Origin of the sequence: Algoriphagus sp. A40 (assembly GCF_002002735.1) — a bacterium.
Taxonomy (GTDB): Bacteria; Bacteroidota; Bacteroidia; order Cytophagales; family Cyclobacteriaceae; genus Algoriphagus.
This window is the reverse complement of the sequence record NZ_MUNY01000032.1, coordinates 25,351-48,434: the sequence shown is the minus strand read 5'-3', so window position 1 is coordinate 48,434 and position 23,084 is coordinate 25,351. Positions and strand designations below refer to the sequence as shown.

General features: G+C 44.1%; 19 protein-coding genes. 8 read left to right on the top strand and 11 right to left on the bottom strand.

Translation table 11 applies throughout. The annotated features are described in order from the left end of the window. The first annotated feature begins 321 nt into the window (after positions 1-321). From B0E43_RS01270 to selD, 6 genes are all read left to right on the top strand, one after another. Complete coding sequence (locus tag B0E43_RS01270; protein ID WP_077346253.1) at positions 322-1,488, top strand: ATP-binding protein; 1,167 nt, start codon at positions 322-324, stop codon at positions 1,486-1,488. 132 nt (positions 1,489-1,620) lie between these two features. After that, positions 1,621-5,913, top strand: coding sequence for a DNA polymerase III subunit alpha (dnaE, locus tag B0E43_RS01265; RefSeq protein ID WP_077346252.1), 4,293 nt, complete (start codon positions 1,621-1,623; stop codon positions 5,911-5,913). Positions 5,914-6,001: 88 nt separating this feature from the next. Further along, positions 6,002-6,781: a hypothetical protein gene (locus B0E43_RS01260; RefSeq protein WP_077346251.1), complete on the top strand. Its 780-nt coding sequence runs from the start codon at positions 6,002-6,004 to the stop codon at positions 6,779-6,781. Positions 6,782-6,910: 129 nt separating this feature from the next. After that, positions 6,911-7,231, top strand: a complete 321-nt coding sequence (gene trxA / locus B0E43_RS01255; RefSeq protein WP_077346250.1) for a thioredoxin — start codon at positions 6,911-6,913, stop codon at positions 7,229-7,231. A gap of 68 nt (positions 7,232-7,299) precedes the next feature. After that, a complete protein-coding gene (gene mnmH / locus B0E43_RS01250; RefSeq protein WP_077346249.1) occupies positions 7,300-8,355 on the top strand; it encodes a tRNA 2-selenouridine(34) synthase MnmH in 1,056 nt (351 codons plus the stop codon). Next, the gene (selD, locus tag B0E43_RS01245; protein ID WP_077346248.1) at positions 8,327-9,367 is read left to right on the top strand and encodes a selenide, water dikinase SelD; all 1,041 of its coding nucleotides are present in this window, start codon (positions 8,327-8,329) and stop codon (positions 9,365-9,367) included. The genes mnmH and selD overlap by 29 nt, the downstream gene beginning before the upstream one ends. Here the strand turns inward: selD and B0E43_RS01240 are convergent. From B0E43_RS01240 to cmk, 9 genes are all read right to left on the bottom strand, one after another. After that, positions 9,364-9,921 (bottom strand): DUF502 domain-containing protein, encoded by a 558-nt coding sequence (locus B0E43_RS01240; RefSeq protein WP_077346247.1) that lies wholly within the window; start codon positions 9,919-9,921, stop codon positions 9,364-9,366. The two genes, selD and B0E43_RS01240, sit on opposite strands and share 4 nt — an antisense overlap. Before the next feature lie 78 nt (positions 9,922-9,999). Continuing rightward, complete coding sequence (locus B0E43_RS01235; RefSeq protein ID WP_077346246.1) at positions 10,000-10,629, bottom strand: DUF1080 domain-containing protein; 630 nt, start codon at positions 10,627-10,629, stop codon at positions 10,000-10,002. 124 nt (positions 10,630-10,753) lie between these two features. Continuing rightward, a complete protein-coding gene (gene nqrE / locus B0E43_RS01230; RefSeq protein WP_077346245.1) occupies positions 10,754-11,365 on the bottom strand; it encodes an NADH:ubiquinone reductase (Na(+)-transporting) subunit E in 612 nt (203 codons plus the stop codon). Positions 11,366-11,380: 15 nt separating this feature from the next. Beyond that, positions 11,381-12,064: an NADH:ubiquinone reductase (Na(+)-transporting) subunit D gene (locus tag B0E43_RS01225; protein WP_077346244.1), complete on the bottom strand. Its 684-nt coding sequence runs from the start codon at positions 12,062-12,064 to the stop codon at positions 11,381-11,383. A gap of 30 nt (positions 12,065-12,094) precedes the next feature. Next, positions 12,095-12,850, bottom strand: a complete 756-nt coding sequence (nqrC, locus tag B0E43_RS01220; RefSeq protein WP_077346243.1) for an NADH:ubiquinone reductase (Na(+)-transporting) subunit C — start codon at positions 12,848-12,850, stop codon at positions 12,095-12,097. Beyond that, positions 12,837-14,051 carry an NADH:ubiquinone reductase (Na(+)-transporting) subunit B gene (locus B0E43_RS01215; RefSeq protein ID WP_077346242.1) on the bottom strand — a complete coding sequence of 405 codons (1,215 nt, stop codon included), beginning with the start codon at positions 14,049-14,051 and terminating at the stop codon, positions 12,837-12,839. Before B0E43_RS01215 ends, nqrC begins: the two co-directional genes overlap by 14 nt. A gap of 5 nt (positions 14,052-14,056) precedes the next feature. Further along, complete coding sequence (locus B0E43_RS01210) at positions 14,057-15,409, bottom strand: Na(+)-translocating NADH-quinone reductase subunit A (protein ID WP_077346241.1); 1,353 nt, start codon at positions 15,407-15,409, stop codon at positions 14,057-14,059. 133 nt (positions 15,410-15,542) lie between these two features. Continuing rightward, the gene (locus B0E43_RS01205; protein WP_077346240.1) at positions 15,543-16,439 is read right to left on the bottom strand and encodes a 4-hydroxy-3-methylbut-2-enyl diphosphate reductase; all 897 of its coding nucleotides are present in this window, start codon (positions 16,437-16,439) and stop codon (positions 15,543-15,545) included. Further along, on the bottom strand, positions 16,420-17,127 hold the full coding sequence (gene cmk, locus B0E43_RS01200) for a (d)CMP kinase (protein ID WP_077346239.1): 708 nt from the start codon (positions 17,125-17,127) through the stop codon (positions 16,420-16,422). The genes B0E43_RS01205 and cmk overlap by 20 nt, the downstream gene beginning before the upstream one ends. Before the next feature lie 131 nt (positions 17,128-17,258). Between cmk and ade the strand changes: the two genes are divergently transcribed. Together ade and B0E43_RS01190 are read left to right on the top strand one after the other, a co-directional pair. After that, positions 17,259-18,881, top strand: a complete 1,623-nt coding sequence (ade, locus tag B0E43_RS01195) for an adenine deaminase (RefSeq protein WP_077346238.1) — start codon at positions 17,259-17,261, stop codon at positions 18,879-18,881. A 218-nt stretch (positions 18,882-19,099) separates the two neighbouring features. Beyond that, positions 19,100-20,074 (top strand): metallophosphoesterase, encoded by a 975-nt coding sequence (locus B0E43_RS01190; RefSeq protein WP_077346237.1) that lies wholly within the window; start codon positions 19,100-19,102, stop codon positions 20,072-20,074. Between the two features lie 140 nt (positions 20,075-20,214). Here the strand turns inward: B0E43_RS01190 and B0E43_RS01185 are convergent, their stop codons facing one another. Next, positions 20,215-21,372: an ATP-binding protein gene (locus B0E43_RS01185; RefSeq protein ID WP_077346289.1), complete on the bottom strand. Its 1,158-nt coding sequence runs from the start codon at positions 21,370-21,372 to the stop codon at positions 20,215-20,217. A gap of 110 nt (positions 21,373-21,482) precedes the next feature. Then, positions 21,483-23,063 carry a peptide chain release factor 3 gene (locus B0E43_RS01180; protein ID WP_077346236.1) on the bottom strand — a complete coding sequence of 527 codons (1,581 nt, stop codon included), beginning with the start codon at positions 23,061-23,063 and terminating at the stop codon, positions 21,483-21,485. Positions 23,064-23,084: the final 21 nt, after the last annotated feature.

Below are 23,084 nucleotides of genomic sequence, written 5' to 3'. Positions count from 1 at the left end.
TTGGAAATAAGTGGCAAGAATTAAACTCAAAATCAGGTAATACCCCATGAAAACCATCTGGTCTTTTCAGATGATTTAGAATTCGTTCGGGAAAGTAAATCCCGCTTTACTTACCTAGATTTCTAGATTGAAAAAAAGCTATCTCCTCGTAACCATCGAATACAGGAAAATAACTTGTACAATCCCAAAATAAATACCGTACAATTTCAAAGTAAAGTCTGTACAATTCCAAAATATAGCTTGTACAATTTCAAAATAAAGTCTGTACAATTTCAAAATAAAGCTTGTACAATTTCAAAATAGATCGTTCCTTTGTGGCAGATGAATGTAATCAATAGACACATTTACAAGGCTATACGGGAATACCAAAGCAAATACCCGATTCTGGCACTGACCGGACCAAGACAGTCTGGTAAGACGACTTTGTCGAAGACACTTTTTCCAGACTACCGCTACGTCAGTCTGGAGAATCCCGATGCCCGTGATTTTGCTCAGAAAGACCCAAATGGATTTTTGGCGGAATACAATGACCAAATGATCTTTGATGAAGTCCAACAGGCTCCGGCACTATTTTCCTACTTACAAACCTTGGTGGACAGCCGACCTGACCGGATGGGTGGGTTTATCCTTTCCGGCTCCCAAAATTTTCATCTCATGGAGCGAATCACACAAAGTCTGGCCGGAAGAGTAGCCCTTTTCAAGTTGTTCCCATTGGACATTCAGGAGCTGAAGGATGCGAATTTGCTTGCTCAAGACCCTTTTGAGCAATTGCTTCACGGATTCTACCCCGCACTCTATGACCGAAAGATCTCTCCGGGAGTATTCTATTCCAACTATGTCCAGACCTATGTGAATCGGGATGTCACCGAACTCATGACTGTGAAGGATTTGAGGCAGTTTCAAAACTTTCTGAATCTCTGTGCGGCCCGTGCAGGTCAGCTTTTGAATCTGAGTGCTTTGGCCAATGAAGCGGGAATCAGCCAGCCTACGGCCAAATCCTGGCTTTCCGCTTTGGAATCCAGCTACATTACCTTCCAACTTTATCCCTATCATAAAAACTTCAGCAAGCGGGTGGTCAAAACTCCCAAGCTCTATTTCTACGATACCGGACTCTTGGCTTTTCTGCTAAAAATCAAAAACCGGGAAACTCTGCTGACCCATCCGGTCAAAGGAGCTTTGTTTGAAAACATGGTAGTAGCCGAATTTCACAAGCAAATGCATCATACCTACCAAAATCAAAGTCCTTGGTTTTGGAGAGACAATCACGGTGATGAAGTGGATTTACTGTTGGATCAGGGATTGACCTTGGACGTCTTCGAAATCAAAGCCAGCGAAACAATCCTTACAGAGAACTTCAAGGGTTTGGCGAAATTTGAGCAAATCTCGGACATTCAGCTGACTGCTAAAGGCTTGATCTATGCCGGCGACCTCAATCAAAAACGGTCTCATGGTCAAGTGATTTCGTGGCGGGATTTTCCAAAATTTTAAGTTCCATTCACTGGCTTAAGTGATTAGCGAAACTTCCCAAAAACGAACTGCAAATTCTCCGACAATTACCTCCATTACCTTGGCGGCTTTCACGGATAAGCCCTAATTTGAAGCCTCATTTCCCCTAGAAGTATGTACATCATTTTTGATACCGAGACCACCGGCTTGCCCCGGGACTACAATGCACCCATGTCCGATGTGGACAATTGGCCGCGTCTCGTTCAGCTTGCCTGGCAGCTTCACGATGCCAAAGGAAAGCTCCTTTCCAATCACAATTACATCATACGGCCGGAGGGTTTTACCATCCCCTACAATGCCGAAAAAGTCCACGGAATCTCTACCAAGCGGGCTTTAGCAGAAGGCCATGACCTGAAAGAAATACTTCAGGTCTTTCGTGAAGACGTCATCCAGGCAAAATACCTGGTCGGCCACAACATCGGTTTTGATATCAATGTCGTGGGGTCGGAATACCTGAGGGCTGCATTGGTCATGCCTTTGGGCGAAAAGAAAGAACTGGACACCAAGGACATTTCCACAGAATTTTGTGCACTTCCCGGGGGAAAAGGCGGAAAATACAAATGGCCGACGCTGACCGAATTACATCAAAAGCTTTTTGACAAAGGATTCGGAGATGCACACGATGCAGCCTATGATGTGGATGCAACCGCGCGCTGTTTCTTTGGATTGATCACTCAGGGAATTCAAAAACCAGAAGCAGGAATCACGCTTGAAGAAGTAATCTACCAAGCTCCTAAGCTTGCCGAAGCCAATTTTGCACAAGCAAAAGATGAGAATAAATCTGCCGCAAAGGACATCCTGAAGCAAGCCGGTAAGGCGGACATTACAGATCTTGCCAATGTCTCGTTTACCCATTTGCATGTCCACAGCCAGTATTCGGTTTTGCAGGCAACCTCTGATATTCCGGCGATGTTGGCCAGGGCAAAAGAGCTTGGGATGACTGCCATCGCCATGACCGATCACGGGAACATGATGGGGGCTTTTCACTTTGTAAAAGAAGCTATGGGAAAAGACCTTAAGCCGATTTTGGGATGCGAATTTAACCTCAACAGAGACCGGAAAAACAAATCCAACAAGGACGACGGCTATCAAACAGTCTTACTCGCAAAAAACAAAGCCGGCTACCACAATCTGGCAAAACTGGCCTCCTACGCCAATATTGAGGGTTTTTACTATGTGCCGAGAATAGACAAAGAACTCTTGGTCCAATACAAAGGCGATCTGATTGCTACCACTGGTGGGCTTTGGGGCGAAATCCCATTTCTGATCCTGAACGTGGGAGAAACTCAGGCCGAAGAGGCTTTTGTCTGGTGGAAAGAGCAATTCGGTGAGGACTTTTATGTAGAACTCAATCGCCACGGAATTCCAGAAGAGGAAAAAGTCAATGAAGTATTGTTGGATTTTGCCCTGAAATACGATGTGAAGTATTTCGCTGCCAACAACACCTACTACAATGATAAAGCCGATGCCAAAGCGCATGATATTTTGCTCTGCGTGAAAGACGGCGAACTGGTTGAAAAACCCAAAAAATACATCGGGAAGCGCGGCAGGGAATTCCGATACGGCTTTCCAAACGATGAGTTTTATCTCAAATCCCCCGAGGAAATGAAAAAACTCTTCGCCGATCTTCCCGAAGCGATCATTTGTACCCAAGAGATTGTAGACAAAATCGAGGCTTACAAGCTGGCTCGGGAAGTTTTGCTGCCCAAATTTGACATTCCAGCCGAATTCATCCATCCAGAAGATACCGTTGACGGAGGCAAGCGCGGAGAAAATGCTTACTTACGCCACCTGACCTATGAAGGTGCCAAAAAACGCTACAAGGAAATTACACCAGAGATACAGGAACGCCTGGACTTTGAGCTTGCGACCGTAGAAAAAACCGGCTACCCGGGTTACTTCCTGATCGTACAGGACTTCATCGTAGAAGCCCGAAAAATGGGGGTTTCTGTGGGGCCTGGCCGTGGATCTGCCGCAGGATCTGCAGTAGCCTATTGCACCGGCATCACTAACATTGATCCGATTGAGTACAACCTGCTATTTGAGAGATTCCTAAATCCTGACCGGGTATCCATGCCCGATATTGACATTGACTTTGACGATGAAGGCCGTCAGTCAGTGATCGATTATGTGATCAAAAAATATGGATCCAATCAAGTCGCTCAAATTATCACCTACGGTACGATGGCGGCCAAGTCCGCCATCCGGGACACTGCAAGAGTATTGAATCTTCCCTTGGCAGAAGCAGGCAGATTAGCCAATCTGGTACCGGATATTAAACTGAAAGCACTTTTTGCTTTGCAAGGAAATCGCGCTGCAATTTCCGAAAAACTGAATGGCCAAGGTGAAATGATTGCCAAAGCGGATGAATTGATTCGGATCTCCAAAGGCCAGGATGAGTCCGCCAAAACCATCAATCAAGCCGCCATGCTGGAGGGTTCGGTGCGGAATCTTGGTATCCACGCCTGTGGGGTGATCATCACTCCGAGCGACATCACCAACTTTGTCCCGGTGGCTCTGGCCAAGGACTCAGACATGGTTTGTACTCAGTTTGACAACTCAGTTGTGGAAGCCGCCGGATTGCTCAAGATGGACTTTTTGGGCCTTAAAACCCTTACGTTAATCAAAGATGCCATCAAAATCGTGAAGGAAAGACACGGTATCCAGCTGGATGCCGATGTGTTTCCCATCGATGATGTCAAGACTTACGAGCTTTTCCAGAGAGGTGAGACGGTCGGAATCTTCCAATATGAATCTGCCGGGATGCAGAAATACATGCGTGAATTGAAACCGACAGTTTTTGCCGATTTGATCGCCATGAACGCCCTCTATCGCCCAGGGCCTTTGGAATATATCCCATCTTTCGTGCGAAGAAAACACGGAACCGAGCCAATCACCTACGATCTGGAAGATATGAAGGAGTACCTGGAAGAAACCTACGGAATCACGGTTTACCAGGAACAGGTGATGCTTTTGTCCCAAAAACTGGCGGGATTTACCAAGGGGGAGGCCGACGTTTTGAGAAAGGCGATGGGTAAAAAGCAGAAAGATGTTTTGGACAAAATGAAGCCAAAGTTCGTAGAGCAGGCTTCTGCCAAAGGCCATGATGCAAAAAAACTGGAAAAGATCTGGAAAGACTGGGAGGCATTTGCCTCCTACGCTTTCAACAAATCCCACTCGACCTGCTACGCCTGGATTGCCTACCAGACAGCCTACCTCAAAGCCCACTATCCGGCAGAATACATGGCTTCGGTGCTGAGCAACAACATGAATGACATCACGCAAGTGACCTTTTTCATGGAAGAATGCAAGCGGATGGGAATCAAAGTCGCGGGGCCGGATGTGAACGAATCCAAGGGCGGATTTACGGTAAATCAAGCTGGAGAAATCCGCTTTGGATTGGCTGCTATCAAAGGTGCAGGATCTGCTGCTGTGGACGAGATTATCAAAGAGCGGGAGAAAAAAGGCCCTTACAAGAACATCTTCGACTTTGCAAAGAGAGTCAATTCCCGAGCTCTCAACAAAAAAACCATGGAAGCACTGGCCATGGCAGGAGCCTTTGATTGCTTCAAAGAACATCACAGAAGGCAGTACCTGGAAGCTCCTGAAAATGACATTTCGCTAATCGAAAAAGCCACGAAATACGCCCAAAAAGTGCAACAGGAGGAAGACAGTGCCCAAGTAAGTCTTTTTGGAGGTGGAATCGGAAATATGGAAATCCCGACTCCGACGGTACCACCGATGGAGCCTTTCTCCCAGATTCAGCAGCTGAATATCGAAAAAGAAGTGGTCGGCCTCTTTATCTCCGGCCACCCTTTGGACCAATACAAACTCGAAATCGACTCATTTACCAATACGCCTCTGACTGCTTTGGCAGACCTCGAAAGTCTCAGAGGCAAAAACGAATTGAAACTAGCAGGCTCGGTATCAAGTTTTGCACATCGCACCACCAAAACAGGGAAGCCATTTGGCACTTTGACTCTAGAGGATTACCATGGCTCGTTCACATTCTTTTTATTTGGAGATGACTATGTACGCTTCAAAGAGTACTTTATGACAGGCTGGTTTGTGTTTTTGACCGGAAAAGTGGAAGCCAGAAAATGGGGGAATGAAAATGAAGTGGAATTCAAAATCATCAGCATGATGCTGCTTAGCGAAGTGCGGGGAAAAATGATCAAAGGACTTCGTGTGAACATTGATCTGGACAATTTGACTCTGGATTTGATGGAAAAGCTCGAAGCCATCACTGCCAAATACAAAGGGGACGCGAAACTTTACATTGATATCATCGACAGAAAGGAAAACATCGCTCTGGAGCTTTTTTCCAAGAAATTCACCATCGATCCGAGTGCCGAAATGATCAAAGAACTCAAGAAAATCCCTGAAGTGATTTACAAAGTAGTTTGAAAACTAAGAAAGGGAAGCAATTTTGTTTCCCTTTTTGTTTTTGTAAAATAACTACCTTAATTAACCGTTAATAGTCAAACGCTTAATTATGAAGTTATTCAGAATTTTTATTTTGATCTGTTTCAGTTTTTTGGCCGGATGCTCTGATCTGGAGGATCCATCTGTTCAAGAACCTACAGATGAACAGCTAATTCTCCTTAGAAATGTACTAAGCGGCCCTTTAGATACTCCTGATGGCAAATTAAAAAGTGAGTCATTTTATTATGGTCCCGAGACTCTTCAATATCGTACTGATTTTTATTACGATACTCAAGGACGGGAACTCTTGCGAGTTACAATTCCGGATCAGGATACCGCCGGAGTTTATTTAAATGAATATCTGGCAGATGGAAAACTAGATCAGACAGTTGTCTATATCCCCGGACCTGAGGGATTTGTCTTTGTTCATTATTTCAAAAGATTCTATGAAAATAATGATCAAACGATCAACGTCATGCAGGGAAGAGACGGCAATTATTCCCAATACGCACATTACAAATTTGATCAACATGGAAGAAAAATTTCCTATCGAAGAGGAACAGAAACTCTTTTTGATCTTCATGAATATTATTATGAAACAGGACAATCAACCCAAATCATGGAAGAACATTACCGTCAAAGTGGAATGACAGAGCCATTTTATCGGTACCGCTATGATTATGATGGTCGCAACTTCCTTATTGCTAAATCCCTGCAGCTTCTGGGACCTGAATTTAGACCTGCTTTTGAGTATGGGTATGATGAAAATGGAAATCTGATAGAAGAAATTACCAATTACCTGTACCTAGGAACAGTTCCAACAGAGCGAAAAACCTTTGAATATTATTGATCCAAAGAAGGTTTTTGATTTCTTCAATCGCTCATAGACAAATATTTCCAAGGCCCCGGAACTTATTGCCTGCTAATCCACTTTTGCTGATATATTTGAAAATTAGAAATCAATTAATCAAAGAATAAAATGGGAAAAGCAATAGAAATCACTGATGCTAACTTTGAGGATATCATCTCTGGAGATCAGCCGGTTTTGGTTGACTTCTGGGCAGAATGGTGTGGACCATGTAAAATGATCGGTCCCGTAGTGGAGCAACTGGCATCAGAATATGAAGGCAAAGCAGTAATCGGTAAAGTGGATGTGGATTCTAATCCATCCGTAGCGCAAGCTTTCGGAATCCGCTCAATACCTACCCTGCTTTTCTTCAAAGGCGGACAGATCGTTGACAAGCAAATCGGAGCAGTTCCTAAAGCTGTTTTGGCTCAAAAGCTGGACGCACAACTTTAATTCTTAATTACACTTAGATCAGAAAGCCGTAAAGAAATCTTTGCGGCTTTTTTTATCTTCATGCCCAAATGGCCGAAAAACTGATCTCATTAGAAGAGTTGTGGAAGCTTCGCGGGCAAATCCCCATGCTCGATGCGCGAAGTGAGGGTGAGTTTGCCCAAAGCCATATTCCAAGCGCATATAATCTTCCGATTCTGAACAATGAGGAACGCAAAGTAGTCGGCACACTATACAAGGAAAAGGGCTCCGAAGAAGCCACCATCAAAGGATTTGAACTCGTCGGCCCGAGGTTTCATGAAATCCTCAAAAAGGCCCGAACTCAATTTCCGGAGAAAAAAATCATTGTTTATTGCTGGCGGGGAGGAATGAGAAGTCAAATATTGTCTTGGCTGCTTAGCATGGTTGGATTTGAAGTTTACAGGCTAAAGGGAGGATATAAAACTTACCGGACTTTTACTTTTGCTGAAGTCAGAAAAGACCGAACCCTTATCGTTTTGGGAGGAAAAACCGGGGTTGGAAAAACCGTTTTGCTAAAAAAACTTCAGGAGAAAGGCGAGCAAGTATTCGATCTCGAAGGGCTTGCCAATCACCGGGGATCTTCCTTTGGATCTATTGGTCTTCCTCCTCAGCCTACTGTGGAGCAGTTTGAAAATCTAATGGCGGAGCAACTCAGGCTGATGGATTCCCAACTTCCCCTGTGGGTGGAAAACGAAAGCCGTAAAATCGGGAGGATTATTCTTCCGGATGGTTTTTATGAACAAATGACAAAATGCCTGCTCTTTGATATCCAAAAATCACCAGAAGAACGGATCACACATATTGCCGAAGAGTACGGAATCCTCCCTGAGGAAGCGTTAATTTTAGCAGTTAAGCGACTGCAAAAGCGGCTTGGAGGACTCAGAACCCAGCTGGCGATCGAGGCCATTCTGGCCAAAGACTATCATTCCTGGATTTCCAACCTGATGATCTATTACGACAAAACCTACGAGTTTGACCTTTCCAGACATGAAGAGGGCAAGACTAAAATTCTGGACCTAGGTGGCAAAACACTTGAAGAGCAAGTAGACCTTTTACTTAAATCGAAATCCCAATACCATGGAAAATCAACCTACCAGACTCACTGAATGGAGTGAAGGATCAGGCTGCGGCTGCAAAATCGCCCCAGCCATCCTGGATCAAATCCTGAGTTCAAGTGGTTCCTTTTCCCAAAATGACCCGAATCTTTTGGTGGGAAATTCCCACAAAGACGACGCTGCAGTATATCAGGTTTCGGATGATTTGGCGGTGATCAATACGGTGGATTTTTTTACTCCAATAGTAGATGACCCTTATGATTTTGGAAGAATTGCAGCTGCCAATGCCATTTCGGATGTTTATGCAATGGGTGGAAAACCGGTTTTCGCGAATGCTATTTTGAGCTGGCCGGTAGAAAAAATCGCTCCGGAATTGGCGGCAAAAGTGCTGGAAGGTGCCAAAAGCATCTGTAAACTCGCCGGGATCGAGCTGGCAGGCGGGCACTCCATTGCAGCAAAAGATCCGATTTTCGGGCTTTCTGTAAATGGAATCATCCACCCAAGAAAAATCAAAACCAATAAAGGAGGAAAGCCTGGAGATTTACTTTTTCTAACCAAGCCTCTTGGAATCGGAGTTTTGGCAACTGCGCTGAAAAGGCAAAAAATCAAAGATCAGGATTACCTCAATCTACTTGACACAGCCTGTAAATTGAATTCCGTAGGAACGATCTTGGGTAATCACGAAGAAGTCCATGCCATGACAGATGTAACAGGATTTGGACTTTTGGGGCATTTGATCGAGATGGCCGAGGGAGCTGGACTATCTGCGGAAATAGAAATCGGGAACCTTCCTCTGATCGAAGGCATCCAAGAATACATCAATCAGTTCATTTTTCCAGACAACACCTATCGAAACTGGAACGCCTACAACACCAAAATCAAAGGTGTGGTGGGGATGGATCTGGTGAAGCTTTGCGACCCACAAACTAGCGGTGGTTTATTAATCGCCGTAGCTGAGGAAAACAAAGCTTGGTTTGAAGAGACAATGAAACTCGAAAATCAACCTATTTGGGAAATAGGCCGGTTTAAGGCCAAAGGAGAATTTATGGTGGAAGTGATTTAATGCTCCAAAGGTGACACTCCGCCGGAAACCATGAACTTCATCACGTCCGAACTTTTCACGCCTTTCAGCGGCTTGACACGATCCCTTTTTACGAGGAAAACATTACCGGAAACATTGTAACTGTGGGGAAAATATACCGCAACAAACTCCGGTTCCTCAATGACACTCAAATCCTCCTGGGTAAGAAATCCGAGTCTTGCCATCGTGTCACTGATTTGGACAATGACAGGAGAACTGAATTTTTTCTTATCTCCCACAAATGCACCCATCAAATCTTTGATACTGGTATAAAGCAAGTTGACTAGGGGGATCTTGAAAACTCCTCTTTCAAACCATTCAAAGAGCGGCTTGGTAAAGAATAGACTTGCCAGGTAGCCGACAAAAGTGATCAGGCCAAGAACCATCAAAATTCCGATTCCAGGAAAAGGAACAGGAATCAGCCCATCCAAAAAAATGAAAATGGCATAAATGACATAAGATGTGACAGCCAAGGGTGTGAGAACGAGAAGTCCTCTAAAAAAGTAGGAAAGAACTCGGTTATAGGTAAATTTCATGTCAGGTGGTTTGATTCAATTGGTCAAAAAAAATGCCTAATCGAAAAGATCAGGCATTCTAATCTAAAACAAGGAATTTTAATCCAATAGCTTCACCTTAACACTTCGATAGTAGATCACACTCGCGGGATCGTGGGCTTGCAAGGCAACAGTACCGGAGCTGAGTTTTTTATCACCCAGGTTTCCTGCTCTTTTTGTATCCTCAGCTTCTGTGTATTCATTGATCGTTTTTCCGTTTACTTTGACAGTGATCTTGCCATCTTTCACAATGACTTCCTCTGTATACCATTCGCCGTCTTTCACAAATACCTCTTTCACATCTTGAAAGGAATATACACTTCCTGTCTTTCTCCAATCACCGTGGCTTTGGTTTACCTGGATTTCGTATCCAATCCCAGGCCAGCCGGTTTCCTGATATTTTGTATGGATGAAGATGCCTGAATTGGCCTTTGGCATGGTCTTTACCTCCACTTTCATTTCGAAATTTTTGAAATCATGGTTGCCTACCGGCCCATCATAAAATGCGTGGGCGCGGGGGCCAGCCACTTTGATCACACCATCTTCAACGGTAAAGGAAGAAGGGCTATCAGTTGTTAGTTTCCATCCATCCAGATTTTTCCCATTGAAAAGTTCTACCCATTCTCCTTTTTGGGGAAAAGCGGCAAGGGAGATGGAGCAAAGGACAAGTAATGCAAATAATTTTTTCATAGTTTTTGGGTTCGAGGTTTACGAGACTTTAAGATAAAAACTCTGGGGTGAAAGGCTTCTACCGCTAAAAAGAAAAAAGCTCCAAAGTAGTACTTCAGAGCTTCTTTCTTAAAGGAATTTTCTATTACAAGTCGATTCCCATGAAAGACATGAAGGCAATTCCCATCAATCCTGTCAAAAGCATGGTAATACCCAATCCTTTCAAACCATTCGGTACGTGAGAATATTTCAATCTCTCGCGGATAGCTGCCAAAAGAACGATTGCCAACATAAACCCAAAGCCAGAACCAAATCCGTAAACGGCTGATTCAGCAAGCGTATAATCTCTTTGTGCCATGAAAAGACAACCCCCAAGGATCGCACAGTTTACCGCAATCAAAGGAAGGAAGATCCCCAACTGTCCATAAAGGGCAGGAGCGAACTTTTCGACAACCATCTCTACCAACTGGGTAAAACCTGCAATAATAGCGATGAACATGATAAATCTCAGGAATGACAAATCAATTGTTGCCAATCCCGCTGAGATCCAAGTTAGTGCTCCTTCTTTCAGGACAAACTCATTTAGAATCCAATTCAAAGGAACAGTAACCCCAAGAACGAATACTACCGCAGCACCGAGCCCCATTGCTGTACTTACCTTCTTAGAAACTGCCAGAAATGAGCACATTCCCAGGAAGTAAGCGAAAATCATATTGTCGATAAAGATCGACCGAATACCTAAGCTAAATAATTCCATTTTTTAGGAAGTTAATTAATGTTCAACATAACCTGTTTTGGTACGTTGTACCCAAACAATTAAACCTAGAATGATAAACGCCCCTACAGGTGTAACCATCAGGCCATTGGTAGCCAAAGTGAAGTCATCACCGATAAGACCGGAAATGAAGTCGAATACTTGGATCCCGAATACAGATCCTGAACCCCAAAGCTCTCTGAAGAAGGCAACCGTCAAAATAATCCATGAATATCCCAAAGCAGAACCAAATCCGTCAAGCAAGGAATCATAGGGCTTATTCCCCATGGCAAAAGCCTCTAACCGACCCATTACAATACAGTTTGTAATAATCAAACCGATGAATACAGACAATTCCTTGTACATATCGTATGCAAAAGCTTTCAGGATTTCACTTACGATAGTTACCAATGTCGCAACTACTGCCAATTGAACGATAATTCGAATCCTGGAAGGGATTGTATTTCTCATTATTGAGATGACATAGTTGGACAACGCAACTACGAAAATTACAGAAATTGCCATAACCAATGTCGGCTGCATCTGCGTGGTCACGGCCAAAGAAGAACAAATCCCCAAGACCTGAACAGTTACCGGGTTTTCATCCACCAATGGATCAGTGATTAATTTCTTTCTTCGTTTGGAAAATAGCTGCTCCGCAGGCTTTTTAACCAATACCTTTTCTAATGTTTCAGCACTCATTTTATTTTAATTAGGTGAGTTGAAAATGATTTAAAGACCAGCAACAGCTGATTGTGACGACTTCGCCTTGATGTAGGCTTCATAGTGGCTCAAATATGCCTTGAGCATATTATTCACACCATTACCGGTGATAGTTGCGCCTGACATCCCGTCTACTTTATGCAGGTCAGAAGAGTAGTCTTTGCCTTCGCCTTTCATCATTTGAACGGCAACCAGTTCGCCGGATTCATCAAAGATTTGTTTGCCAACATATCTTGCCTGTACTTCACCTTCAGTGATTCTTGCGCCCAATCCTGGAGTTTCAGCAGCGTGTGCCAAGGTAATCCCACCAATAGTGTTCATATCTGTATCCAATGCAATATAACCCCAAATAGCATCCCAAAGTCCTGCTCCATAAAGTGGGAAAATATAGGATTTCACTTCGTTAGGATTACCCTCTGCATGAAAGATATATACCGGATAGGCTCTTTGATCTGCAGGCTTTTTGTAATCCTTAGCAACTTCAACTTTTTCAGCGGTGACGCCACCTTCGGTAATTTCCTCACCGTTGATATCCACTACTGTGGATGCTATATTATTTGAATAAAACTGATTAACCTGTTCAGGAGTCATTACAGCGATTTCTTCAGCACTGATTACTGCTCCCATAATCTGCTTTTTCTTATCCAAAGCGATAGCTTCCTGTTGCCATGGGCCCAATACCTGAGCCGAACCTGAGAGCAAAAGCCCCAGGATGATAGTCAAAACAGCAGAGTATACGATGATATAGGTATTAGACTGTTGCACGTTGTAGCCTCCTTGTTTTATTTGCCTTTACTACATAATAATCGATCAATGGTGCTACGACGTTCATAAACAGAACGGCAAGCATAATTCCCTCAGGATACGCTGGATTGGTAACCCGGATGATGATGGTGAATACGCCAATCAAAAACCCATATATCCACTTTCCTGTTTCGGTCTGAGCGGCAGACACAGGGTCAGTAGCCATAAAAACAATACCGAAAGCCAGACCACCCATTACCCAATGGTATTCAGCTGGCAAAGCCATGTATTCATTGACTGCCGTAAGGTTCATTACCAAACCCATAACATAAGCGCCTGCAAATCCGGAAACGATAATTTTCCAGCTTCCTACTCCTGTACCTATAAGAATTGCAGCTCCAATCAGACACATCAAGGTGGAAGTTTCTCCGATTGAACCAGGGATCCAGCCCATAAACATGTTTGTGAAGCTGAATAAACCATCTCCCAAAACCGAGTTATGGTTGTTTAATGCCTCCACAGCATTTATTTTTTGAACTCCTGCATCGTAAACAACAGAAAGTGCTGTCGCACCGGAAAATCCGTCTACAGCAGTTTTTTCACCCAAATAAGTCCAAACTTGATCACCTGAAATCTGAGCCGGATAGGCAAAGTACAAGAATGCTCTTGCAGTCATGGCCACGTTCAGAATGTTCATTCCGGTCCCTCCAAATACTTCTTTTGCAATTACCACAGCGAAAATAGTAGCCAAGGCGACTTGCCATAACGGCGTAGAAGCAGGAATCACCAAAGGAATCAACATCCCTGTCACCAGGAAACCTTCGTTGATCGGGTGCTTTCTAATCACAGCGAAAACCGCCTCCACCAAACCTCCGGCAGCATAGGCGACGATGATTATAGGAAGAACTAGCGTAAGGCCAAGTATTGCCTTGTCACCGAAATTTTCCCACAAGCCAGCTGTTTCACCTGTTGCCAAAAGGCTTTGGTGACCGGTATTATAAATACCGAACAACAAACATGGAATCATGGCAATCACCACGGTGATCATCATTCGCTTCAGGTCAATGGCATCCTTTACTTGGGCACCTTTGATTCCTGTAGTATGATTTGGGGAGAAAAGGAAAGTTTCTCCCGCCTCGAATGCATAATAAAACTTCTCAAGCTTTCCTCCCTTTTCAAAAAGAGGGCGCTGCTTGTCCATTAAATCTCTTAGAAACTTCATTTGGATTAACTGTATTGGATTAATTCTATACCTTTTCTTACCAATTCCTGCACAGGATGCTTGGACACGTCCACAAATTCGCAAAGTGCCAAATCCTCTTCTACGATCTCATAGATTCCCAATTCCTCCATTTCATCGAAATCTTCTGCCATGATGGCTTTCAATAAATAAACCGGAAGGATATCCATTGGAGTCACAGACTCAAATACTCCAGTCTGTACAAATGCACGTTCTTCGCCTCTGCAATTGGAGTCAAGAACAAACTCTTTATTTGGAGTCAGGAAAGACAATAGGCCAAGTGCGCGATGATAGCTGAGTTTGGATGCTGTAGGTTTTGCCCAGCCAAGAAACTCATAATAATCACCTTCGGGGATTACTGTGATTTGGTTGTGATAAAAACCAAGGAAACCTTCAAGGTTGATTTTTTCACCAGTCAGGACGTTACCGGAAATTACTCTCACATGTCCTGAATTGAGGTTTCCTTTTACAAAAGAGGAAACATTTGCTCCTACGAAAGTTTTTACATAAGCTGCTTTGGTCAGTTCGGAACCGGTTACAGCAATTGTTTTGGAAGCATCATAAATGCCTTCCAAAACAGCTTTTCCAATTTGAACTACTCCAACAGGGCTTACTGTCCAGGCTATTTCACCTTTATTGACTGCGTCAATGTGGTGAATCTGAACCCCAACGTTTCCGGCAGGGTGAGGGCCTGAAAACTGGTTGATCTGAGCGTTTTTCACACCTGAGAATACTCCCGGGACAGGTTTGGAGGCGTCGACGTTGAGGTGAACTTTTCCTTTGGTAAGTTTTGCCAGAGCATCAATACCAGCTTGGAAATACTTCTCCTCACCTTGCAGGGTGAATCCATAATCCGGAGCCAAAGGGTGAGTATCAAAGGCTGAAACGAAAATAGCCTTAGGAGTGTCGGCAGGGTTTGCCACAATTCCGAAAGGCCTCTGGATGATGTTTGGCCAAACTCCGGTGGAAGCCAACTTTGCAGCCAAGGCATCTCTGTCTTGGTTTAAGTCGATTTTTCCAAAGTTGAGGTGGGTGATGGTTTTGTCAGCCAGGATTTTGATTTCGAGAAGCTTTCGCTTGTCCCCTCTTTTGATCTCAACGATCTCACCTGAAACAGGCGCTGCGTAGATGACCTGATCCAGGGCTTTGTCGATCAGGATCGGAGTACCTGCTTTTACGGTATCTCCTTCATTGACAAGGACTTTCGGACGCTGAAATCCTACGAAGTCTGTTGGCTTAATGGCGAAAGTCTGAGCCGGGGCAAAATTGGCGATCTCCTGCGAGGCCTTTCCTACCATTTTGATGTCAAAACCTTTCTTAAGCTTCACTATTTTAGACATATCAGTTTTTGAACTATGAGCTTTTGAAAAACGCCCCAAATCTAAAGAAAAACCTTTTTGAAATGGAGCTTATATCACATTAATTGTTCGAACTTTTAATACCGAGTACAGGCGTTGAATTTCGAACTTGATTTCAGGCATGTAGTTGATTTTCTTCCAACCCTTCCACAAAGGTCTTGACTTGCTCCATGAGCCACATAGGAGTAGAAGTAGCACCACAAATGCCAACTTTATCCCCAGTTTGAAACCACTCAGGATCCAACTCGGTTTCGTTTTCGATGAAATAACTTCTTGGATTTTCGCCCAGACAGACTTGATACAGGGCCTTTCCGTTGGAACTCTTTTTTCCGGAAACGAAAAGGATCACATCATTATCAAGGGCAAATCTCTGCAATTGGGGTTCTCTATTAGATACTTGTCTACAAATTGAATCATTTGCATTGAAGTCCACCTCATTGAGCTCCCCTTTGGCCGTTTTGATTCGGTCTTCAATTTTTTGGGAAAGCTGGTAAAAGCCTTTTGTGCTTTTGGTGGTTTGGCTGAAAAGCGTCACCGGACGATTGTAATCGATCTTTTCCAGATCAGAGTCTTCCATTACTACCACTGCTTTTTCCAATGTCTGCCCGGTCAAACCGATAACTTCTGCGTGGCCTTTTTTTCCGTAAATGACAATCTGCCCATTTTCTCGCTCCATTTTGTCAAAGGCATTTTTCACTCGATGCTGGAGTTTCAATACTACCGGACAGGAAGCATCAATGAGCTCGATGTTGTTTTCAATCGCCGTTTTGTAGGTCTCGGGCGGTTCTCCATGAGCTCGGATCAGCACTTTGCAATTTGTCAATTCCTGAAGCTGATCACGATCGATTACTACCAGGCCCTTTGCTCTCAGTCGGCTGACCTCCATATCGTTGTGAACGATGTCGCCCAGACAATACAGCTGCTCGCTGTTCTCCATTTCATCCTCGGCCATTTTAATGGCAAACTCGACTCCGAAACAGTAGCCTGAATTTTTATCTATGGTTACCTGCATAAGCTTTTTCTTTTTCGATCACTTCTTTTGCCAGTTGGACGATCATTGCCACCTGTCCTTCAAATGTGAGATTACTTGTGTCTATTTCTACAGCATCCGATACTTTTTTCAGCGGACTTTCAGCTCTTGATGAATCAATCCGATCCCGCTCAGCCAAATTGGCCTTGATCACTTCCAGCTCAACCAAATCACCCTTTTCAAGTAATTCCTGCTGCCTTCTGATTGCTCTTGTTTCCAGATCCGCAGTCATGAACACTTTAAGTTCCGCGTCGGGAAATACAACCGATCCGATATCCCTGCCGTCCATGACGACACCTTTTTTCTTGCCCAGGCGCTTTTGCTGAGCCACAAGTTCCTTTCTGATTTCCTTGATTGTCGCTATTTCACTAACGCGCTCCGATACCCGCATGGTTCGGATTTCATCCTCCACATTGAGACCATTAAGGTAGGTTTCCTGCTTATTGGTTTCAGGGTTTAGGTGAAAAGAAATCTCCAGAGATTTCAGCCCATTATCGACATCGTGGGGATTGGAGGGAGACAGGTAATTGTTCAAAAAATGCAGGGTGGCTGCACGATACATCGCTCCGGAATCGATGTAGGTAAACCCTAAATCTTTGGCTACTGCTTTGGCTGTAGAACTTTTCCCACAACCTGAGTAACCATCTATGGCAACGACGATTTTCCCCATTAAAAAAACCCGGATTGGTTTGCTGCTTAATTTTGGGCAAATATAGTAGTTTTAATCCAATCCTTCCCCCAAAACCTGAATATCAGGATTGTTAATCGTCTTGACATTCATTGATTTTTGAACAGCCGACTATGAAAATCTCAGGAAACTTAGTGGACATTCCCAACCGAAAAATTTATCCAGCATCACTCGAAATCTCCAATGGGAAAATTCTTAAAATCCAAGAAATCCAGAAATTGGATGGACTTCCTTTTTTGATGCCCGGCTTTATCGATGCGCATGTTCATGTGGAAAGTTCAATGCTTGTTCCGTCGGAATTTGCACGATTGGCAGTTGTCCATGGCACTGTAGCTACCATTTCCGATCCACATGAAATCGCCAATGTCTGCGGCATGGCGGGAGTGGAATACATGATCGAAAATGGCAAGCAGGTCCCGTTCAAGTTTTATTTTGGTGCACCTTCCTGCGTACCGGCGACACTTTTTGAGACTGCCGGAGGAGAAATCGATGCCACCGACATCGAAAACCTGATGAGCCGGCCAGAAATCCATTACCTCGCCGAAATGATGAACTGGCCGGGTACTGTCAATCGAGATCCGATAGTAATGGAAAAAATACGAATCGCTAAGAAATACGGCAAGCCAATAGACGGCCATGCTCCCGGACTAAAAGGAGAATTGGCAGAAAAGTATGTAAGCGCAGGCCCAAGCACAGATCATGAATGCTTTACTTACGATGAAGCTCTCGGCAAGATCAAGCTTGGCATGAAGATCTCCATTCGCGAAGGTTCCGCGGCCAAAAACTTCGAAGCACTGATCGATCTGATAGACGAATATCCCGAGATGATTATGTTCTGCTCGGACGACAAGCACCCGGACAATCTCGCCATAAGTCATATTAATGAGCTTGCTGCCCGTGCAGTGGCCAAAGGGAAAGACCTGTTTGATGTACTTCGGGCGTCTTGCCTTAATCCGATTTTCCATTATTCACTTCCGGTCGGGCAGCTGAGAGTCGGCGATCCTGCGGATTTTATTTTGGTCAAAGACCTGGAAAAATTTGACGTATTAGCCACATACATTGGTGGACAAAAAGTGGCCGAAAATGGAAAGTCTCTAATCCATCGAGTCAAAAATGAGGTCATCAACAATTTCCATACATCCCTCAAAAAGCCGGAAGATTTCCAATTGAAATCAAAAGGCTCGAAAGTTCGAGTAATTGAAGCGCTCGATGGGCAGCTGATCACACCGGAAATCCAAGGTGAAATTTTGGTAAAAAATGGCTTTGCCGAATCCAATCCCGAAAAAGCCATTCTCAAAATCACGGTGGTTAACCGCTATCAGGACACCCCTCCTGCTGTGGCATTTATCAAAAACTTTGGCCTAAAAACGGGAGCAATCGCCTCTTCCGTCGGCCATGATTCCCACAATATTATTGCAGTGGGAATCGACGATGAATCCATCTGTAAAGCGGTCAATCTGATCATCGAAGCCAAAGGTGGCGTATCGGCTGTCTCCGGAGATCGTGAAGAAATCCTTCCGCTCCCCGTCGGCGGCATCATGTCCGCATCCGATGGCTACGAGGTCGCGGCCGCTTACACGAGCATCGACCGGATGGCCAAAGAGATGGGCGCCACGTTAAACTCACCTTTTATGACCCTTAGCTTTATGGCTTTGCTGGTAATCCCGGATCTGAAGCTGAGTGACAAGGGATTGTTTGATGGGAAGAAGTTTGGGTTTGTTGAGGTGTTTTTATGAAAAACCCTCCAAGAGTTCAAAACTCTTGGAGGGTTATCTTTTTAAAACTCCGAAGTGAAACGAAACTCTATATCCGGGTTGTGTCCTGCACCATTTGCAGCCAGGTCTTTGATTCGACCTTAAAGACCAACTGGCAAAAAATAATGGGCGAGAGAGTGGTCTTTTATTGAATAGCTGAAGGTAGAACTTAGAAGGCCACCACTAAAATCGAGCGAACCATGGCAAAAGAAAATCCAGGAAATCTGAGCCGGAGAAAATTTATACAGGCATCAGGAATAGCTGTGGCTGGCATGCCATTTTTATCCTTATCGCCCCAAAGGCCAAGGGGAGAACAAAAAGAAGATTCCAACGACACCTCCTTTGAATTTTCCTTTCTGACTGACATTCACCTCAAACCCGAAATGAACGCTCCATTGGGTTTTCAGATGGCAATCAACAAGGTGAATGAATTGAACCCTGATTTTGTAATTACGGGAGGAGATCTAGTCTATGATGTGATGCGTGGGGATTATGCCCGAAGTGAAATGCTCTTTGACCTCTATGAGAAAATGAGCAAGGGATTTAACATGCCGACATACAATTGCATCGGAAACCATGATTTGTTTGCGATCTATGAAGAAAGCCCGGAGGGCGCTGATCACCCGGATTATAAATATGGGATGTGGGAAAGATATTTTGGAAAGACTTACTATTCCTTCGACCACAAAGGCTGGCATTTCATTGTACTAAATTCCCTCGACGTCACGGAGGAAAAAGGGTATAAAGGAGTATTCCAGGCAGAGCAATTGGATTGGCTGGCCGAGGACCTAAAAAACACTTCTCAAAATACCCCCATAGTCGTCACCACACACATTCCGGTACTCAGCACGCATTGGCAATTAAAAGGGCAAAAAGGAAATGTTGGAGTGGAAAATTCTCAGGAGGTTTTTCGCTTGCTGGAAAACCACAACTTAAAGTTGGTGCTGCAAGGGCACATCCACTGGAAGGAATACGGCATGGTCAATGACCGGTTTGAGTTTCTCACCGGAGGATCCATCGCAGGAAATGGGTGGAAAGGCAGAAGACACAACACCAAGGAAGGCTTTGTCCAAATCAAAGTACAAGGGGAAAATTTTTCCTGGGAGTATATCGACCATGGATGGGAAGACGAGCGGCTAAAACTCCAAAATGCCGGAAATTCGGGAATAGGTTAAAAGTTTAAACCCTCCAAGAGTTTGAAACTCTTGGAGGGTTTTTGCTTAATACTCCGAAGTAAAGTGAAACTCGATATCCGGGTAGTTGTCCTGCACCATCTGAAGCCAGGACTTCGATTCGGCCATAAAGAGGGGAGTTTCTATTTTTTGAATAAAAATTCCTTCCAGTTCTCAACATCTATCCCTTCAGTTCGGGATTGGGTTTGGATTCCTGTAAATAAAACAAGTCCCCTGTTTTGCCCACTCAATCTCATCCAGAATTTCAGGTTTTTGAAATAATCCGAATTAATGGTTTTCCCTGATTTGATTTCGATTGGAAATAATTCACTTCCATTGTCCATCAGTACGTCAATTTCATGACCAGTCTTGTCTCTCCAGAAAAACAGGTTGACTTCTTTGGCTTGATTTGTCCTTTCTTTAATCAATTCTGATACCACCAAGTTTTCAAAAATTGCTCCCCTCAATGGGTGAAAATCCAATTGCTTTTCTGTGCTGATACCTAACAGAAAACTAACGAGACCCGTATCCAAGAAATAAATCTTGGGCCGTTTGACAATGACTTTGTTGAAATTTTGAAAATGTGGTCTCAAGAGATAAATCAAAAAACTACTTTCTAAAATTCCGATCCAGGATTGAATGGTTTTGTTATCCACTCCCACTTCATTACTAAGTCCAGCCATATTCAATTCTTGTCCCACTCTCCCAGCCAGCAGTCGTATGAACCGTTCAAAAACGATCAAATCTGTGATGTTCTTCACTTGCCTTACATCACGCTCGATGTACGTTCTAAGATAATTTGGAAACCATAGATCGGGTGGAATTCCGGGTTCATAAAGTGGAGGATAACCACCTTTGATCATCAACTGATTTTCTGAAGGAATTTCTTTTTGTCCCGAATAAAGCTCTACCAAAGAGAAAGGGAGCAGTTGCAAATAACCAACTCTTCCTGCCAGACTTTGCGTAATGGATTGCTGTAATAAAAAATTATTAGATCCCGTCAGGATAAACTGACCAGTTTGGGGATTGGGATCAACCACTCCTTGCAGATAGGAGAATAATTCTGGAGTTCGCTGCACTTCATCCAAAATTGCTCCATTGGGAAGTCCAGCCAAAAAGCCTCTGGGGTCCTCTAATGCAAATTCACGCTGATCCGGGTCTTCTAATGAGACGTAAGGTTTATGCGAGAAAATGGACCTGACTAAGGTAGTCTTGCCGGTTTGACGTGGCCCAACAACGGCCACTACCTTAAAATAAGTAGCCAGTTCAAGTAGCTTATCTTCAGCTTTCCTGGAAATCATTTTTAAAAATATGGAAAAATATGGAATCATATTCCATATTTTTCCAGTTTTATGGAAAATGCTTTTAAATAAAACCCTCCAAGAGTTTGAAACTCTTGGAGGGTTTTTGCTTAATACTCCGAAGTAAAGTGAAACTCGATATCCGGGTAGTTGTCCTGCACCATCTGAAGCCAGGACTTCGACTCGGCCATAAAAACCAGCTTGTCATTCCGATCTCTGGCGATGTAGCGGCTTTTTGAACGGACAAACTCGTCGAGCTGCTTTTTGTCGGTACTGCTAATCCAGCAGGCTTTGTAGAGGTTCATCGGGTGAAACTCCACCGTGGCGTTGTATTCGTTTTTCAGACGGAACTGAATCACCTCAAACTGAAGTTGGCCGACGGTTCCTACCACTTTTCGGGAACCGATATCAAAGGTAAAAAGCTGCGCGACGCCCTCCTCCATCAATTGCTTAAGCCCTTTTTCCAGCTGCTTTGTTTTCATCGCGTCCTTGTTGATCACCTCGCGGAAGATCTCCGGAGAAAAGCTTGGAATTCCGGTGAAAACCATGTTTTCTCCTTCTGTCAAGGTATCCCCAATTTTTAGGTTTCCCGTATCGTAAAGCCCGACAATATCTCCGGGAAAAGCTTCATCAATGATTTCTTTGTCCTGAGCCATAAACTGAGTCACGTTGGAAAAACGCAAAGGCTTAGGTCCCCGCACGTGATTGTATGGCTTATTCCGCTCAAATTTCCCTGAGCAGATTCTCAGGAAAGCGATTCGGTTTCTGTGATTGGGGTCCATATTGGCGTGGATCTTAAAGACAAATCCGGAAAACTTGGATTCCTCAGGTTTGACTTCTCGCACATCAGTTTCCCGACTTTTTGGAGCAGGAGCTATCTTGATAAACGTGTCCAGCATTTCATTGATACCGAAATTATTCACGGCAGACCCAAAGAAAACAGGGGCGATTTTTCCTTCCAAATATTCATTGACGTCAAAATCAGGATATACTCCTTCGATCAGATCCACGTCTTCACGAAGCTGCTTGGCATTGCCAGGCCCGATCAACCCATCCAACTGGGGATCATTCAGATTTTCAAAAACCTGTCGGTCATCGCTCAGTTTCCGTTGGGATGGAGTAAATAGGTTGAGTTGCTGATCAAACAGATTGTAAACTCCTTTGAATCCTTTGCCCATACCAATCGGCCAAGAAAGCGGACGAACGTTGATTCCCAGCTTTGTCTCTACTTCATCGAGTAGATCGTAAGGATCACGGCCTTCTCGGTCGAGCTTATTGATAAAGCAAATCACCGGTGTATTTCGCATCCGGCAGACTTCCATCAGTTTTTCGGTCTGGATTTCGACGCCTTTCACACAGTCGATGACCATGATCACGGAATCCACAGCAGTCAGGGTCCTATAGGTATCCTCAGCAAAATCCTGGTGACCAGGCGTATCCAAGAGGTTGATCTTGATGTTTTTGTATTCAAAACCCATCACGGATGTCGCCACAGAGATCCCTCTTTGCTTCTCGATTTCCATCCAGTCAGACTTGGTAGCGGTGTCTATTTTGTTGGATTTGACGGCTCCTGCAGTCTGGATTGCTCCTCCAAAAAGGAGTAATTTTTCTGTCAAAGTGGTCTTTCCGGCATCTGGGTGGGCAATGATGGCAAAGGTTCTGCGTTTTTTGATCTCTTCGGTCAAACTCATGGGTTTTGAATTTCAGGGGGC